The organism is Mycobacterium sp. BMJ-28 (assembly GCF_054404835.1).
Window position 1 is genome coordinate 4,804,087 of the sequence record NZ_CM136783.1, and the last position, 16,012, is coordinate 4,820,098.

Annotated in this window: 14 protein-coding genes; 7 read left to right on the top strand and 7 right to left on the bottom strand. The window is 67.1% G+C overall.

The features are described 5' to 3' along the window. Nucleotides 1-18 precede the first annotated feature (18 nt). From ACXPWS_RS23875 to ACXPWS_RS23905, 7 genes are all read right to left on the bottom strand, one after another. Nucleotides 19-1,173 (bottom strand): CaiB/BaiF CoA transferase family protein, encoded by a 1,155-nt coding sequence (locus ACXPWS_RS23875; protein WP_458709024.1) that lies wholly within the window; start codon nt 1,171-1,173, stop codon nt 19-21. Next, a complete protein-coding gene (locus tag ACXPWS_RS23880) occupies nt 1,166-2,080 on the bottom strand; it encodes an SDR family NAD(P)-dependent oxidoreductase (RefSeq protein WP_458709025.1) in 915 nt (304 codons plus the stop codon). Before ACXPWS_RS23880 ends, ACXPWS_RS23875 begins: the two co-directional genes overlap by 8 nt. Further along, the gene (locus ACXPWS_RS23885) at nt 2,077-2,910 is read right to left on the bottom strand and encodes a TauD/TfdA dioxygenase family protein (protein WP_458709026.1); all 834 of its coding nucleotides are present in this window, start codon (nt 2,908-2,910) and stop codon (nt 2,077-2,079) included. Before ACXPWS_RS23885 ends, ACXPWS_RS23880 begins: the two co-directional genes overlap by 4 nt. Then, nucleotides 2,907-4,757 carry a flavin-containing monooxygenase gene (locus ACXPWS_RS23890; protein ID WP_458709027.1) on the bottom strand — a complete coding sequence of 617 codons (1,851 nt, stop codon included), beginning with the start codon at nt 4,755-4,757 and terminating at the stop codon, nt 2,907-2,909. The genes ACXPWS_RS23885 and ACXPWS_RS23890 overlap by 4 nt, the downstream gene beginning before the upstream one ends. After that, a complete protein-coding gene (locus tag ACXPWS_RS23895; RefSeq protein WP_458709028.1) occupies nt 4,754-5,935 on the bottom strand; it encodes an LLM class flavin-dependent oxidoreductase in 1,182 nt (393 codons plus the stop codon). Before ACXPWS_RS23895 ends, ACXPWS_RS23890 begins: the two co-directional genes overlap by 4 nt. A 69-nt stretch (nt 5,936-6,004) precedes the next feature. After that, nucleotides 6,005-7,417, bottom strand: coding sequence for an aromatic ring-hydroxylating oxygenase subunit alpha (locus ACXPWS_RS23900; protein WP_458709029.1), 1,413 nt, complete (start codon nt 7,415-7,417; stop codon nt 6,005-6,007). Further along, a complete protein-coding gene (locus ACXPWS_RS23905; RefSeq protein ID WP_458709030.1) occupies nt 7,417-8,262 on the bottom strand; it encodes an SDR family NAD(P)-dependent oxidoreductase in 846 nt (281 codons plus the stop codon). Before ACXPWS_RS23905 ends, ACXPWS_RS23900 begins: the two co-directional genes overlap by 1 nt. A gap of 138 nt (nt 8,263-8,400) precedes the next feature. Here ACXPWS_RS23905 and ACXPWS_RS23910 point away from each other — a divergent pair, with 138 nt between their 5' ends. Genes ACXPWS_RS23910 through ACXPWS_RS23940 form a run of 7 tightly spaced genes read left to right on the top strand, consistent with a single transcriptional unit; the run spans nt 8,401 to nt 15,990 of the window. After that, a complete protein-coding gene (locus tag ACXPWS_RS23910) occupies nt 8,401-9,993 on the top strand; it encodes an SMP-30/gluconolactonase/LRE family protein (RefSeq protein ID WP_458709031.1) in 1,593 nt (530 codons plus the stop codon). Next, the gene (locus ACXPWS_RS23915) at nt 9,990-10,724 is read left to right on the top strand and encodes a GntR family transcriptional regulator (RefSeq protein ID WP_458709032.1); all 735 of its coding nucleotides are present in this window, start codon (nt 9,990-9,992) and stop codon (nt 10,722-10,724) included. The genes ACXPWS_RS23910 and ACXPWS_RS23915 overlap by 4 nt, the downstream gene beginning before the upstream one ends. Beyond that, entirely contained in the window at nt 10,721-12,202 is a 1,482-nt protein-coding gene (locus ACXPWS_RS23920) for an AMP-binding protein (protein WP_458709033.1), read from the top strand. The genes ACXPWS_RS23915 and ACXPWS_RS23920 overlap by 4 nt, the downstream gene beginning before the upstream one ends. Nucleotide 12,203: 1 nt before the next feature. Then, nucleotides 12,204-12,998 (top strand): SDR family NAD(P)-dependent oxidoreductase, encoded by a 795-nt coding sequence (locus ACXPWS_RS23925; protein ID WP_458709034.1) that lies wholly within the window; start codon nt 12,204-12,206, stop codon nt 12,996-12,998. Next, on the top strand, nt 12,995-14,482 hold the full coding sequence (locus tag ACXPWS_RS23930) for an AMP-binding protein (RefSeq protein ID WP_458709035.1): 1,488 nt from the start codon (nt 12,995-12,997) through the stop codon (nt 14,480-14,482). The genes ACXPWS_RS23925 and ACXPWS_RS23930 overlap by 4 nt, the downstream gene beginning before the upstream one ends. Before the next feature lie 9 nt (nt 14,483-14,491). Beyond that, complete coding sequence (locus tag ACXPWS_RS23935) at nt 14,492-15,289, top strand: SDR family oxidoreductase (RefSeq protein ID WP_458709036.1); 798 nt, start codon at nt 14,492-14,494, stop codon at nt 15,287-15,289. A 47-nt stretch (nt 15,290-15,336) separates the two neighbouring features. Next, entirely contained in the window at nt 15,337-15,990 is a 654-nt protein-coding gene (locus tag ACXPWS_RS23940; protein ID WP_458709037.1) for a TetR/AcrR family transcriptional regulator, read from the top strand. The last annotated feature ends 22 nt before the right edge of the window (nt 15,991-16,012 follow it).

A 16,012-nucleotide genomic window follows, 5' to 3' on the forward strand; every position in this document is an offset into this window, starting at 1 on the left:
AAGCCGAGCACACACGTCTCAGCGCCCAGGCAGCGCCCGAAGCTCGGCCAGCACCGCGTCGGTGTCGGCGCCCAGTTCCGGCGCGGGTCCGTGCACCCGGCCGGGTGTGCGGGAGAACCAGGTCGGCACACCCGGGATGCGCATCGTCCCGTGCTCGGTCTCGATGGTCTCGAACAGTCCGACGGCCTTGAGATGTTCGTTGTCGAACAAGGCGTCCGGGGTGTTGACGGCGGCGGCCGGGATCTCCAGTTCGCGGAACAGTTGTAGCCACTCGTCGGTGGTGCGTTCCTTGAGCGTCTGCGCCACCAGTCCGTACACGGTGTCGATCTGTTTGGCGCGCTGCTCGAGCGTGGCGAACTCGATGCTGTTCCAGACCGGCTGCACCCGCTCGATGAACGCATTCCAGTGCTTGTCGTTGTAGATGAGCGCCGCAATCTGACCGTCTTTGGTCTCGTACGGCTTGCGGTTGGGCGCCACCGCGCGGGGATACACGGCCGGGCCGAGCGCGGGGTCGAACATGGCGCCGTTGGCATGTTCGACCAACATGAACGACGCCATGGTCTCGAACATGCTGACCTCCACCTCCTGCCCTTCACCGGTGCGCTCACGGTGGAACAGCGCCATCGTGGTGGCGTACAGGGCCGTCAGGCCCGCCACCTTGTCGGCCATGATGGTGCCGACATAGCTGGCTTCCCCGGTCAATTGTTCTTGTACCGCAGGCAATCCGCATTCGGCCTGAATGGTGTCGTCATAGGCGGGGCGGTCCGCGTCGGGACCGCGCCTGCCGTACCCGTAGCAGTTGGTGTAGACGATGGACGGGTTCAGCGCGACGACGTCCTCATAGGTGAACCCGAGCTTGGCGATCGCCTTGGCCCGCATCGAGTGGATGAACACGTCGGCGGTCTCGATCAACGACCGCAACGCTGCCTTGCCCTCGCTGGTCTGCAGATCGAGCATCACGCCCCGCTTACCGCGGTTCACGTTGATGAAGACACCGCTCAACCCGGAGACGGGGCCCACCGAGATATATCGGGTGTTGTCCCCGGCCGGCGGTTCCACCTTGATGACGTCGGCACCCATATCGGCCATGATCTGGGTGCAGTACGGCCCCATCACCATCGCGGTCAGGTCGATGACCCGTACCCCCTTGAGTGGACCCTGGAATTCAGTCATGGGCGGCGACCCCGAACGAGTAGCGAATGTGATCGGTATGTCCGTCGGGCACCGGCGCGAACACCAGCGGTGCGGTGTCGTCGCGGATCGCGTCGATGTTCGCCGCGATGTCCTCGATGGACCACGACGGCTGGTACACCCCTGGTGTCTCGGCGATGAAGGCCCGCGCCACCCGACCGGCGATCGCCACGAACAGTTCGCCGCTGACCGAACACGATTCGTGCGCCAACCAGCCGACGGCGGGCGCCACCAGATCCGATCCCATCGGCGGGTAGGCCGAGGTGTCCAGTCCCTCAGCCATTCTGGTGACCGCGCCCGGGACGATCGCGTTGCACGTCACGCCTTCGGCGGCACCTTCGAGTGCGACCACATTGGTGAGCCCGATGATCCCGGCCTTGGCTGCGGCATAGTTGGCGACACCGTGGTTGCCGTACAGCCCGCCGATCGAAGAGGTCAGCACGATCCGCCCGTAGCCGGCGGTACACATGAGCGGGAATGCCGGGCGCACCACGTGGAAGGCGCCCCGCAGGTGCACATCGAGCACAGACTCGAAATCCTGGTAGGTCAGCTCCTTGAGCGAGCCGCGGCGCACGATGCCGGCATTGTGGATGAGGATGTCGACACGCCCGAAATGTTCGATGGCAGTGTCGATGATGGCCTTGCCGCCGTCGGCGGTCGCGACCGAGTCGGTGCTGGCAACGGCCTGCCCGCCGGCAGCGGCGATTTCGCGCACCACGTCGTGGGCCGGGCCCTCGTCGGCCCCGTCACCGGTCAGGCTGGCACCGGGGTCGTTGACGACAACCTTGGCGCCACGCGATGCCAGCAGCAGCGCGTACGCACGGCCGAGTCCGCGTCCACCGCCGGTGATGACGGCGACGCGCTCATCGAAGCCGAGTTGATTCGTCAAGCGAACGGTTCCTCGCCCTCGAGCTTGGTGCGTTGCAGCAACCGTCCCGAGCTCGGGTCATACGGTGTGGCCCGGTGCATGGTGCCGGTGTTGTCCCAGATGACCAGATCCCCGACGGTCCACTTGTGCCGGTAGGTGAATTGCGGCTGTGTCGCCCAATCTCGCAGCCGAACAAGCAGTTCCGCGCTCCTGATGTAGTCGATGTCGGTGATGTGGCGCGCTGTGGCGCCCAGTACCAGTGATTTGCGGCCCGACTTGTGGGTCCACACCAGTGGCAGTTCCCGGTCGCCGATCGCCATCATCTGCTTGAGGGTCTTCGCCGACGGTTCCGGGTCGTAGTAGAACAACGTGTTCCACGCCGAGTGCATCACCCGCAGGTCCGCGATCTCGGCCTTGTCCGCATCGGACAGGTCGTCATAGGCGGCGTAGGTGTTGCAGAACTCGGTGTCGCCTTCGTCCGGGTTACCCAACGCCACGCTCTGCAGCAGCGACGCCAGGATCGGCACCGCGTTCATGGTGCCGTCCAAATGCCAATACAGCGAGCCTTTCAGGTAATCGGCCTGCTTGTTGACCTCGGTGTCCAGCGACACCTTGTAGAGCTTCTCGCCGCGGGCTTCCGGCGCGAACGTGCCGAGCGTCTCGGTGAAGGCGATCTGCTCCTCATCGCTGAATCCGATCTGCGGGAAGACCAGCACGCCGCGCTGCTCCAGCAGGTCCCGGATCTCAGCGGCGTACTCACCGGACAACAGGGTGGCCTTGTCGGCGCGCACCTCGGATCCGATGCGGGGCTTGAGGTCCCGTGCCTGCAATGCCTCAACAGCGGTCGTCATGTGGTGAGCTCCAGTCCGTCGAGGTCGCCCTTGGCCCGCCACTGCGCGATCAGATCGTCGAAGGCGTAGAAACCCGGTGCGTAGAAGTCGCCGAGGAACGATCCGTTGCGTTCCGCGCCACCGCGGCCTTCGTTGTTGTAATAGCCCGGCGTGCAGGACAGTTCGAACGCCGAGTTGTCGATCGACACCTCGCGGACCGTCGAGACCCACCCGTCCTGACCCTCTTGGCTGGGTTCGACCGTCCTGGCACCGCGGTTCTGGGCCTCGGCGATGATGTAGGCGATGTGCTCGGCCTGCTGCTCGAACATCGCGGTGGTGTTGGCCGAGACACCGCCCTGGATGAAGCCCATGAAGAACTGGTTCGGGAACCCGCGGGTGGTCATGCCGTGCAGCGTCTTATAGTCGTTGCGCCAATAGTCGAACAGCGACACGCCATCCCGGCCGATGATGCGCTCGATTGCGAAGCGCCGGCTGATCTCGGTGGAGATCTCGAAGCCGCTGGCGAAGATCACGCAATCGACCTCATACTCGACACCGTCGGCGATGATGCCGTTGGCGGACAGCCGTTCCACGCCCTTGGACGCCGACACGTCGACGAGCGTCACATTCGGCCTGTTGAACGATGCCAGGTACTGCTCACTGGAGGTCGGCCGCTTGCACATGAAGCGGTAGTACGGCTTCAGCGCCTCCGCGGTCTCGGGATCCTCGACGATCTCCGCGACGCGGCGACGCAGTCGCTCCATGATCTTGTAGTCTTCCTCTTCCCGGAAGGCCATGATCTGCTCGATGGTCACCGATGCGGGGTCATCACTGCCCGCGATCCGGGCCGTCAGGTTGCGTCCGAGCTCAGTCCAGAAGTCGCAGACCAGATCTGGCTCACCGAACACCACGCCGACGAAGGGCGACCAGTTGTGGAAGTTGCGCTTGCGCTCTTCCTGCCACCCCGGTTGCAGCGACGCCGCCCAGGCAGGGTCGGTGGGTGGGTTAGACCGTTGGTCGACCGAGGACGGCGTGCGTTGGAACACGAAGAGCTGCTGGGCATCACGGCCCAGATGCGGTACCAGCTGGATGCCGGTGGCGCCGGTGCCGACCAGCGCGACGCGCTTGTCCGCCAGTTTGTGCAGGCCACCGTCGGCGTCGCCGCCGGTGTAGTCGTAGTCCCAGCGCGCGGAGTGGAACACGTGTCCCGCAAAGTCCTTGATGCCGGGGATGCCAGGAAACTTCGGGCGGTTGTACGAACCCTGCGCCATCACGACGAACCGGGCCCGGATATCGTCGCCGCGGTCAGTGCTGATCTGCCAGCGCTGCGTCGCGTCATCCCAGCGCATCTCGCGCACCTGGGTGGAGAACAGCGCCCCGTCATAGAGGCCGAAATGCTTGCCGATGTTGCGGCAGTGCTGCCAGATCTCGGCTCCGTCGGCGAACTTCTTGGACGGCATGAAGCCGAGTTCCTCGAGAAGTGGGACGTAGCAGTAGGCGTCGTTGTCGCACTGGATGCCCGGGAAGCGGTTCCAGTACCAGACACCGCCGAAGTCGCCGGCCATCTCGATGACGCGGAGGCCCTCGACACCCGCCTTCTTCAGGTAGGCCCCGGCCAGCAGGCCGGCGAAACCGCCGCCGAGGATGACGACGTCGACGTCCTCGGTGATCGGGTCCCGTTCGGTCACCGTCGTGTAGGGGTCGATCTCGTAGAACTCGGCGAAATCGCCTTCCAATTCCAGGTATTGGTCGGCGCCCTCGGGCCGCAGCCGCTTGGCCCGTTCGGCGGCGTACTTCTCCCGGATCGCCGGGATGTCGATATCGGTGGGGGTGTCGGTCGGCCCGCAGGCCGTTTCGGTCGTCGTCATGCGATGGCGTTCTCCGGCAGAGCGGCGGGGTGCAGCGGTGCCGCCATCTCGTGCACGGCGGGCAGCACTTCCTTGGCGAACAGTTTGGTGCTCGCAAAAGCGTCTTCGTACGGCATGGTGCCGAACTGCGGGACGATGGTGACCTCGGAGAACGAACACGCCTCCTGGGCGGCTTTGAGTTTCTCGAACACCACCTCGGGTGTGCCGATCAGCAGGTTGGAGGCGTGGTATCCGGGTGGCCCACCCTTCTTCTGGTCCCCGGTCACCGCCGAGGCGAGCACCGCCGTTGCCGTGGCCTCCCGGTCCGCATACGCCTCATAACCCTTGACACCCTTGAAGTTGGACGCATCGGCGAAACCGTAGTGCACGTTGACGTCGCGGTTGGCCGTCCAGATCCACTGTTCGGTCAACGCGGCCAGCTTCTCGTCTTCCTTCTCGGTGACGTACATGAACATCACGTTCTTCGGCTGACACGGCTCGAAACCCTCCTCGGCGCGGAAGGTGTTGACCTTTCGGACTTCCTCGCCGGCATCCCAGATCGGCTTGTTGCCGACGAACAGCGGCACCATGCCGCGCCGGGACAGGATCTCCAGTGATTCGGCGGTCGAGGACGAACTGAAGATCCGGGAGAACAGGTCCTTGCTGAGCGGCTCGGGGCGCAGCGACATTTCCGGGAAACTGAAGATCTCGCCGTCATAGGAGAACCGCTCCCCCGAAAACGCGAGTTCGAGGATGTCCAGGGTCTCGTTGAACCGCTGCCGGCTCTGCTCGCGGGGCACGCCCACGGCGTCGAACTCGGCCTTGGACACCCCGCGTCCGATTCCGATGGTGTTGTAGCGGCCGTTGGAGACGATGTCCAGGTAGGCGATCTGGTGCGCCAGCCGGACCGGGTTCCACCACGGCGCCACCGCGACGAAGGTGCCCAGGCTGACCCGCTCGGTGCGGGCAGCGAAATAGGTCAGCGCCTGAATGGGATTGGGCGTCATACCGTATGGCGTGCCCTGGTGTTCGGGGAACCAGATGCCGTCGAACCCCAGCGGCTCGGCGAGATCGCCGAGCGCCAGTGCGGCCTGCACGCACTGGTAATCGGGGGTGGCCGGCGGCGTGCTGAAATCACCGGCGAGCACACGGTCCCAGTCGTGGGAGTTCTGCGCCCCGGTACCCAGATTGACCTTCATATCGTCTCCTCCTTGGAGTGATTTGTGCACGTTCTCCGGCGGCGAGCGCCGGTGAACGTACACAAATCGCTAGATTTCGCGGGGCTCGCCGGCACCCATGTACTTGGACAGTTGGTGGTGCAGATTGACGGTGCTGCGTTCCCGGTACGGGTTGGGCAGGGTGCCCCGGAAGCCGGCCGACTTCATCCCCTGCTGGACGGCGGCCATATTCGAGAAGTCCTGTGGCAGCACCGACAACCAATTCGGGGAATCCTTGGGGGTGTACACCCATTCCGTGTGCGGTTCCTGGCCATCGGGGTAGAGCTCGAACACCGCGACCTCGAAGATGCACTTGTCCGGGTCGTAACCGGGGTCGGGCCGGGCGCTGTAGCACAGTGCGCTGGTCAGGCCTTGCCCCACTTGGAAGTTCGGGAAGATCTGCCACGCCGTGCCGCTCTGGCCGAGGATGTCGGGCGGGATGGTCGGCCAGATCACGCCACGCGCTTCGTCGTCCCGGCGCGCCGAGGCCAGCCAGTGCGCCAGCACCTCGTCGGCCGGGGTGCCTTCGGGGAGTTCGTCGACGAGCCGCTTGGCGGCCTCGACCAACGTCCGCGTGGTGGTCGCGTTGGTCTCTTCCATGGTGTAGACCTGCATCTCGGCGGTCGAGATGCGCGGGTCCCCGGTGCCGAGACGGATCTTGGACTTGGTCTCGTCCATGCCTTTCGGCGCGTCGTAACCGATGTTGCTGTGTTTGCCCTGCGCCTTGGCCCAGCCCTTGAACTCGCCGAACTTGTTGAACTCCGGGTGGGTGGTGAACACGTGGTAGGTCTCGTTGAAGGCCTCCATCGCGACTTTCCAGTTGCAGTCGAAGGAAAGCCATTTGCGCCACTTGTAGCGCATGTTCTCCAGACCGAACGGGTCGAGGATCTTGGCGGCCGGCATCAGGTAGTCGGCCAGTGACTCGCAGTCGGGGTCCATGTTGATGAACAACCAGCCGCCCCAGGTGTCGACCTGTACCGGGGCCAGGTGGGTGTTCGCCGGTGTGAGTTTGCCCTGCCAGTCATCCTGCTCTCGGATGTGCGTGCAGGTGCCGTCCAGACCGTATGTCCAGCCGTGGAATCCACACACAAAGGATTTCCGTGCCCGCCCGGTGGCGTTCTTCGCGCCCTCCGGGTTGTCGATGAGCTTGCGGCCGCGGTGCATACACACGTTGTGGTGGGCCGTGAAGGTGTGCGCGCCCGTTCGTACGACGATGATCGAGTCGTCCAGGATGTCGTAGGTGAGGTAGCTGCCGACCTCCGGGATCTCCTCCACCCGGCCCACCTGTTGCCAGACCTTGCGCCACAACCGGTCTCGTTCGTTGCGGGCGTATTCCACCGAGATGTAGGCGTCCACCGGGATCGTCATCGGTTCGGACAGGTCCTCCGGGATCTGGCCGGTGGAATCGTCGGGTTCGGCGTCGAGATCGATCGACGTGTCGAGGTCTGATTCGGTGTGAGCCATTAGATCCTCCTGATCGCGTCGCGGAAGTTGTCGTCTTTCAGGAACAGCGATGTGTTGTCGGCGCCCAGATGGGTCCAGCGCAGGTTCAGCCCGCCGTCGACCAAGAGCGTCTGCCCGGTGACATAACCGGACAGGTCCGACAGCAGGAACAGGATCGCTCCGGCCTGTTCCTCGGGGGTGCCGCGGCGGCCCATGGCGATGGCCCGCCGATCGCGGTCCGGGTCGGCGTCGACGTAGGTGGCCGACGCCGCGGTCTTGGTGACCCCGGGCGCCACCGCGTTCACCCGGATACCGTCTGCGGCAAGTTCCACTGCCATGGTGCGGGTGGCCGCCACGATCGCGGCCTTCGCCGTGCCGTAGGCGACGTGGTACGGGGCCGAGTTCAGTCCGCTGATCGAGGACACCGACACGATCGAGCCGGGATTGCCCTGCGCCCGGATCTCGGCGGCGACGGCCTGGCTCATGAAGAACATGGTTTCCAGATTGGCGGCGAACAGGTCCCGCCAGTCCTGGCGTGTCACCCGGGTCGACGGCATCCACGTCGACGGCGCCGCTCCGCCGGCGACATTCACCAGTCCGTAGAGCCTGCCCTCGGCACGCCGGGCGGCGTCCAGCACGGTGGCGATGCCGTCATCGGTGCCGGCATCGGCGGCGACCGGCAGCACCGCGAGCCCGCGCTCGGCCAGCGGCGCGACGTGGGTGTCGAGGTTCTCCTGCGAACGGCTCACCGCGATCACCGTCGCGCCGGCCTCGGCGGTCAGCCGCGTGACCGCCGTGCCGATGCCGCCACCGCCGGCCCCGGCCACCACGACGACGCGGCCGGTGAGGTTCAGCAGCTCGGTCACCGTCAATTGTCCGTACAAGAATTGTGATTCTGCATATCGAAGAACACTATTCCGCAGGGTATATGCGGCGTCAAGACCGGATTATGACCATTGGCGCTCTATTGTCTGGACTAGTTGGCACTTGATAACGTCGGCCGCATGACCACCTTTGCGTCCGGCCGGTATGCCGCCACCTCGCAGCCTGAGGCGGCGGCCGGATGGACGGTCACGCGCCTGACCGAGCCGAGTCGGCTGTTCGGCGCAAACGGTCTGCGCACCGGCCCGGACGGACGCCTCTACGTCGCGCAGGTCACCGGTAGCCAGATCAGCGCGGTGGACGTGCACACCGGCATGATCGACACGATCAGCCCCAAAGGCGGCGACATCATCGCCCCCGATGACGTCGCGTTCGGCCCGGACGGCACGTTGTACGCCACCGAGGTGATGGACGGCCGGGTCAGTGCCCGCGATTCGGCGGGTCGTTGTCGGGTGCTGCGCGACGACATGCCGTCGGCCAACGGCATCACCGTGCATCAGGGCCGGCTGTTCGTGAACGAATGCCGCGACGGCGGCCGGCTGGTCGAAATGGATCTCAGCGGTGGCGAACCCCGGGTGATCGTGGCGGATCTGCCGTCCCCGAATGCGATGGAGGTCGGGCCGGACGGGCTGCTCTACTTCCCGGTGATGACCGCCAACCAGATCTGGCGGGTGCACCCCGACGGCGGCGAACCCGAGGTGGTGGCCGGCGATCTCGGCGTCCCCGACTCGGTGAAGTTCGACGCCGACGGGCAGATCGTGTCCACCCAGGTTGCCAGCGGCCAGGTGCTGCGGATCGATCCGCGCACCGGCGGCCGGACGGTGCTGGCCGACCTCGCCCCCGGCCTGGACAACTGCTCCTTCGCCGACGGCCGGCTCTTCGTCTCCACCTTCACCGGACTGATCGCCGAGGTTCAGCCCGACGGGGCCACCGGCACCTTGCTGCCCGGCGGCCTGACCTGGCCGCTGGACCTGGCCGTCGGTGCCGACGGAAATCTCTACGCCGCGGACGGCACCTACTTCTACCTGGTGACGCCCGACGGTGATCTGCAGACCGTCGGGATGCTGTTCAGCCCCGGCTACCCGGGCTTCCTGCGCGGCCTGGCACCCGCGCGGCCCGGCGAGTTCGTGGTCACCACCTCGGGCGGGCAGGTGGCGCGCTACCGGCCGGGCGACCACGAAACCGATTACCTGGCAGACGGTCTGGATCAGCTCTACGGGGTGGACCTGGCCGCCGACGGCACCCCGATCGTGGTCGAGCAGGGCACCGGGCGGCTGCTCGCGATCAACACCACCGGCACCGAGACGCTGGCCACCGACCTTGACACCCCGGTGGGCGTCGCCATCGATCCGGACGGACATCCCCTGGTATCGGTGTCGGGCGCGGTGCTGCGCGTGACGGGGTCCGGCACCGAGACCGTGGTGGCCGATCTGGTGACCCCGCACGGCATTCTGGTCCGCGGCAACCTGCTTTTCATCGTCGACGCGGGGAGCAAGGCGGTGCTGTCGGTCGACCTGTCCACCGGCGCGCGAAGCACGCTGGCGGCGGGGCTGCCCATCGGCGCACCTGCCGGGGTGGTACCCAAACCGCTGCGCGGGATGCCGCCGTTCTCCGGGCCGCAGGGCCCCTTCGCGGGGATCACCGCGGGACCCGACGGCACGCTGTACGTGTCGGCCGACGGGGAGGGCAGCGTGCTGGCGCTGAGGCGGGCATGACCACCGCGGCGGCCGAGCACCGCTACCTTCAGGTGGCCCGCACCTTGCGCAAGGAAATCGTGGACGGGGTCTACCCCGTCGGGTCCCAACTGCCCACCGAACACGAACTGTGCGAACGGTTTGCGGTGAGCCGCTACACCGTCCGGGAGGCGTTGCGCCGGCTGCGGGACGACAACCTGGTGGCCTCCCGACCGCGGACCGGCACCCAGGTGATCCCCCGCACGTCGTCGAGTTCCTATGCCCAGGACGTGATGTCGATCAACGACCTGCTCGCGTTCGCCGCCGGCGCGCAGTTCGAGATCGAGTCCAACGCGATGGTCACCATCGACGCCGAGACGGCCGTCCGCACCGGCCTGGATATCGGCGGCCAGTGGCTGGCCGTGTACGGCTACCGCCGCGCGGGAGATGACACACCGATCTGTCGCACCGAGTACTACATCAACCGGGCCTTCGCCGCGGTCGGCCGACTGCTGCAACGTCATTCGGGACCGATCTTTCCCCTCATCGAGGATCTGTTCGGGGTCAGCGTGGTCGAGGTGCATCAAGAAATCTCGGCGATAGCCCTGCCTGCCGACGTCGCCGCCCTCCTGCACATCGCCGCGGGGACTCCGGCGCTGCAGATGCAGCGCACCTACACCACCTCTGACGGCGAGATCGCCCAGGTCACGGTGAACACTCATCCGGCCACCCAGTACCGGCACTCAATGACGATGCGGCGCGTCAAACCGTGACCACCCTCGCCGACGTGCTTGGCGACACGGCGCGACGGGATCCGCGCCGGGTGCTGATCGTGGACGGCGAGTTCGGGCTGGACGCTCAGACGTTGCACGACCGGGCCGCGGTGCTGGCCCGGTCGATGGCCGAGCGGATGCCGGCCGGCAGCGTGGTGTCGTTCATGCTGCCGAACTGGCATGAGGCGGCGGTGGTCTACCTGGCCGCCACGTGGGCGGGCATGGTGGTCAACCCGGTGCTGCCGTCGCTGCGGGATCACGAACTCCGGTTCATCCTTGCCGATGCGGATGTCCGGATGATCTTCATACCGGGCGAGTTCCGCGGTTTCGACTATCCGTCGATGCTGGCCAGGGTGACCGCCGGACTCGACAACCCGCCCGAGGTGGTGGTGGTCCGCGGTGACGGGCATACGCCCTTCTCGTCGCTGCTCGGCGGCGAGGCGTTGGGCGTCCGCACGCACGACCCGGCCGCGGTGCACATGTTGATGTACACCTCGGGCACCACCGGCCGACCCAAAGGTGTTCTGCACAGCCATTATTCGATCGGCGCGCTGATCACCCAGATCGGCGAGCACTGGCGGATCGACCCAGGGGACACCTTTCTGGTGCCGTCTCCGATCGCCCACATCGGCGGTTCCATCTACGCCTTCGAGTGTCCCCTGCTGCTCGGGGCGACGGCAGTCCTGATGGAGCGCTGGGATCCAGCGGCGGCCGTCGGGCTGATGCAGACCCACCGCTGCACCCACATGGCCGGCGCCACACCGTTTCTGGACGGTCTGCTGGGCGCCGCCGAACGGTCCGGCACCCGGCTGCCGGACCTGAAGGTCTTCATCTGCGGTGGGGCGTCGGTGCCACCCTCGTTGATTCGCCGGGCCGCGGCCACCTTCGACAAGGCGATGGTGACCCGGGTCTATGGGTCCACCGAGGTGCCGGTGAGCACCGTCGGGTCCCCCGACGACCCCGGCCACGCCGCCGACACCGATGGCCGGCCCGGCATCGCCGAGATCGCGATAGTCGACGGGGAGATCCGGGTGCGCGGGCCCCAGATGCTGGTGGGTTACCTGCATCCCGAGGACGGCGCCGTGGACGAACGGGGCTTCTTCCGCACCGGTGACCTAGGCCTGCTCACCGAGGACGGCTACCTGGTGGTGACCGGTCGCGCCAAGGACCTGATCATCCGCAACGGCGAGAACATCTCCCCCAAGGAGATCGAGGACATCCTGATCGGCCATCCCGGTATCGAGGAGATCGCCATCGTCGGCATCCCCGACGAGCGCACCGGCGAGCGCGCCTGCGCGGTCATCGTCAGCGACGCGAGCCCGGCGCCGGACGTGACGGCGCTGCGCGCCCTGCTCGACGAGCACGGCGTCGCCGCGTTCAAGGCGCCCGAGCAGGTGACCGTGTGGAAAGCGCTGCCGCGCAACGACGCGGGAAAAGTGCTGAAGCACCAGATCCGAGCAACCCTGATGAGAGGCTGACATGCCGCGCACGCGAGGAGCAGAAGAAGCGAAGGTGGCGATCGTGACCGGCGCCAGCAGCGGCATCGGATTCCGCTGCGCCACCATGCTTGCCGAAGCCGGAATGGCCGTATTGGGTGTGGGCCGCGACGAGCGGCGACTTGCCGAACTGCAGGCCGCCGGAGGCGATTCGGTGCACACGCTGGCCGTCGATCTGGTCGACGACGACGCACCGCGGCACATCGTGGACACCGCGGTGTCGCGGTGGGGTCATGTCGACTTCCTGATCAACAACGCCGGGGTGGGCAGCCCCAAACCGCTGCACGAGACCGATGACGAGTCGCTGGACTACTTCCTGGGCCTGATGCTGCGCGCCCCGTTCCGGCTGTCCCGGGATGTGTTGCCGCACATGCCGTCCGGCTCCGCGATCATCAACGTGACATCCACTTTCGCGGTGGTCGGCGGTCTGCGCGGCGGGGCATATTCGGCGGCCAAGGGCGGGCTCACGGCGCTGACCAATCACATTGCCTGCCAGTACGGCGCCCAAGGCATCCGCTGTAATGCCGTGGCGCCAGGTGTCACGCTGACCCCGATGGTGGCCACCCGGCTGGAGGACGACCGGTTCCGCAAGATCAATACCGAGATGACACCCCACACCCGCCTCGGCACGGTCGACGACATCGCCAGCACCGTGGCGTTTCTCTGTTCGCCCGGCGGCAGTTTCATCAACGGCCAGACCATCGTCGTCGACGGTGGCTGGAGCTCGACGAAATTCCTCTCCGATTTCGCGCTGACCTCGCAGTGGGTGGCGCAGTGAACCTGTTCGGGGTGCTCGACCAAGCGGCCGCGCGGTTCGGCGACCGTGGGGCGGTGTTCCTGGGTACCCGGCAACTGCACACCTGGGCCCAATTGCGCGACCGCGCCCTGCGATTGGCCGGCTCGATCTGCGCCGAATCTGTCCCCGTCGCTTCGCCCGCCCCAGGAACCCACGACACCGGCGCCCGGATCGCCATCGTCAGCGAAAACCGCCCGGAGATCATCGAATTGATGTTCGCCGTGTGGGCCGCGGGGTGTGTGGTTGTGCCGGTCAACTTCAAACTGCATCCGCGTGAGGTGGTCCAGATCCTCGACGATGCCGGCGCGGCGTTGGTGTTCGCCTCCCCCAAGATCGCCGAAACCCTCGACGTGCCGGCGGTGGTGCTGGACAGCGCGGGCTACCACGAACGGCTGGCCCACGCCCCGGCCGTCCCGGCGCACACCGATCCGGGGTCGCTGGCCTGGTTGTTCTACACCAGCGGCACCACCGGAAAATCCAAGGGCGCCATGCTGTCCCATCGGAACCTGATGGCGATGACGGTGGCCCATCTGGCCGACTTCGACGCACCGGACCAGAACCACAGCCTGATCCACGGCGCACCGATGTCGCACGGCTCGGGCCTCTACATCGCGCCGTATGTGCTGCGCGCGGCCCGGCAGGTCATCCCGGAATCGGCGGCCTTCGCGCCGGACGAGTTCCTCGACCTGTGCGACCATCACCCGGCGGTGAGCTGTTTCCTGGCGCCGACGATGGTGCAGCGCCTGGTCGCCACCGGTCGCCCCCGGCCGCGGAATCTCACCACGGTGGTCTACGGCGGCGGCCCGATGTACGTGGACAGCCTGAAGAAGGCGATGGCCGCATTCGGCCCGATCTTCGTGCAGCTCTACGGGCAGGGCGAGGCCCCGATGACGATCACCGGGTTGCGCCGGGCCGATCATCTCGATGCCGACGATGCGGTGCTCGGTTCGGTCGGTTACGCCCGGTCCGGTGTCGAGGTCGCGGTGCTGGGGCCCGACGGAGCCCCGGCCGGGGTGGGCGAGGTCGGCGAGATCGTCTGTCGCGGTGACATCGTCATGTCCGGGTACTGGAACAACCCGGACGCGACATCGGCCACCCTGGTCGACGGATGGTTGCACACCGGCGACATGGGGTCCTTCGATGCGCGCGGACTCCTCACGCTGCGCGACCGCAGCAAGGATGTGGTGATCAGCGGCGGGAGCAACATCTACCCGCGCGAGGTGGAGGAAGCCCTGGTCACACATGCCGGGGTGGTGGAGGCCTGCGTGGTGGGCGAACCCGACCCGGAGTGGGGCGAGGTGGTGGTGGCGTTCGTGGTGGGAACGGCGTCCGAAAGTGAGCTCGACGCGCATCTGCTGGACCGGATCGCCCGATTCAAGCGGCCCAAGCGCTATGTCTTCGTCGACGATCTACCCAAGAACAGCTACGGCAAGGTGCTCAAGCGGGAATTGCGAGGGTTGCGGTAGACACGTCCCATGCAGATCGAAGGCGCGGTGGCCGTCATCACCGGGGCGGGTTCGGGTATCGGCCGGGCGCTGGCGCAGGCGTTCGCCGCGGCCGGAGCCTCGGTGGTGGCCGGTGACATCGATGGAGCGGCGGCCGCACAGACCGCCGCCGCCATCGGTGCGCGGGCCGTCGGCGTCACCGCCGATGCCGCGTCGGTCGCGGGCGTCACCGCCCTGATCGACACCGCGCGTACCGCGTTCGGGCCGGTCGGCATCTACGTCGCCAATGCCGGCGTGATCGGCGCATCCGGGCTGGGCACCGAGGCCGACTGGGACCGCGTGCTCGAGGTGAACCTGCGCGCGCACGTCCGGGCTGCGGACGCCCTGATCCCGGAGTGGGTGGGGCGCGGAGCCGGGCATTTCGTCAGCGTCGCCTCGGCGGCGGGGTTGCTCACCCAGGTCGGTGCCGCCGGCTACGCGGTGACCAAGCACGCCGCGGTCGGATTTGCCGAGTGGTTGTCGATCACCTACGGCGACAACGGTATCGGTGTCACCTGCGTGTGCCCGATGGGTGTGGACACCCCGCTGCTCAACGACATCAGGGATTCCGCTGACCCGGCGACCCGGGTGGCCGCCGATTCGATCACCACCGCGGGCGAGGTGCTCACCGCCGAGGCGGTGGCCGCCGCGACGCTGGCGGGCGTGCGCGACGAGCGGTTCCTGGTGCTGCCGCATTCGGCGGTGCTGGACATGTACCGGGGCAAGGGCGCCGACTATGACCGCTGGATCGCCGGGATGCGGCGATATCGGCGCGCCCTCGGTGGTTGAGCGGCCCACCGGTCCGTCGTTGGACATATGTCCACTACCCTTCCGGCATGGGCGGCTCAAGGCGACGCCTCTCCCCTGACGACCGGCGCACCGAGTTACTCACCCTCGGTGTCGAGGTGTTCGGCCAGCGACCCTACGACGAGGTCCGCATCGACGAGATCGCCGAACGCGCCGGCATCTCCCGCGCTCTGATGTACCACTACTTCCCGGACAAGCGGGCCTTCTTCGCCGCCGTGGTGCGGGCCGAGGGCGAGCGACTGTTCGAGGCCACCAACCACCCGCCCGAGCCCGGCCAGAGCCTGTTCGGTCAATTGCGGGCGGGTGTGCTGGCCTACCTGCGGTACGACGAGGAGCATCCGCACGGCGCGTGGGCGGCCTACATGGGAATGGGCCGGGCCGACCCGGTGCTGCGGGGTATCGACGAACTGGACAACGACCGCCAGGCCGACCGGATCATCACCGCGATCACCGATGCGGCGGGCACCGCTCCCACCCCCGCACTCGCCCGTGACCTGCGCGTCACGGTCTACGGGTGGCTGGCCTTCACCTTCGAGTTCTGCCGCCAGCGGGTGCTCGACCCGACACTGGACGGCGAGTTCGTCGCCGACACCTGCGCGCACGGCCTGCTCGACGCCGTCAGCCGGGTCCCCGGCATCCCGGATTCGCTGGCCGCGGCGGTTGCCCCGGGCGCCCGGCACTGAACTTGTCGGGGGTGCCCGGCAC

Excerpts from the sequence above, each read along its gene's own strand:
- ACXPWS_RS23875 (WP_458709024.1), bottom strand. The coding sequence starts at position 1,173 with ATGACTGAATTCCAGGGTCCACTCAAGGGGGTACGGGTCATCGACCTG.
- ACXPWS_RS23885 (WP_458709026.1), bottom strand. The coding sequence starts at position 2,910 with ATGACGACCGCTGTTGAGGCATTGCAGGCACGGGACCTCAAGCCCCGC.
- ACXPWS_RS23890 (WP_458709027.1), bottom strand. The coding sequence starts at position 4,757 with ATGACGACGACCGAAACGGCCTGCGGGCCGACCGACACCCCCACCGAT.
- ACXPWS_RS23895 (WP_458709028.1), bottom strand. The coding sequence starts at position 5,935 with ATGAAGGTCAATCTGGGTACCGGGGCGCAGAACTCCCACGACTGGGAC.
- ACXPWS_RS23900 (WP_458709029.1), bottom strand. The coding sequence starts at position 7,417 with ATGGCTCACACCGAATCAGACCTCGACACGTCGATCGATCTCGACGCC.
- ACXPWS_RS23910 (WP_458709031.1), top strand. The coding sequence starts at position 8,401 with ATGACCACCTTTGCGTCCGGCCGGTATGCCGCCACCTCGCAGCCTGAG.
- ACXPWS_RS23915 (WP_458709032.1), top strand. The coding sequence starts at position 9,990 with ATGACCACCGCGGCGGCCGAGCACCGCTACCTTCAGGTGGCCCGCACC.
- ACXPWS_RS23925 (WP_458709034.1), top strand. The coding sequence starts at position 12,204 with ATGCCGCGCACGCGAGGAGCAGAAGAAGCGAAGGTGGCGATCGTGACC.
- ACXPWS_RS23935 (WP_458709036.1), top strand. The coding sequence starts at position 14,492 with ATGCAGATCGAAGGCGCGGTGGCCGTCATCACCGGGGCGGGTTCGGGT.
- ACXPWS_RS23940 (WP_458709037.1), top strand. The coding sequence starts at position 15,337 with ATGGGCGGCTCAAGGCGACGCCTCTCCCCTGACGACCGGCGCACCGAG.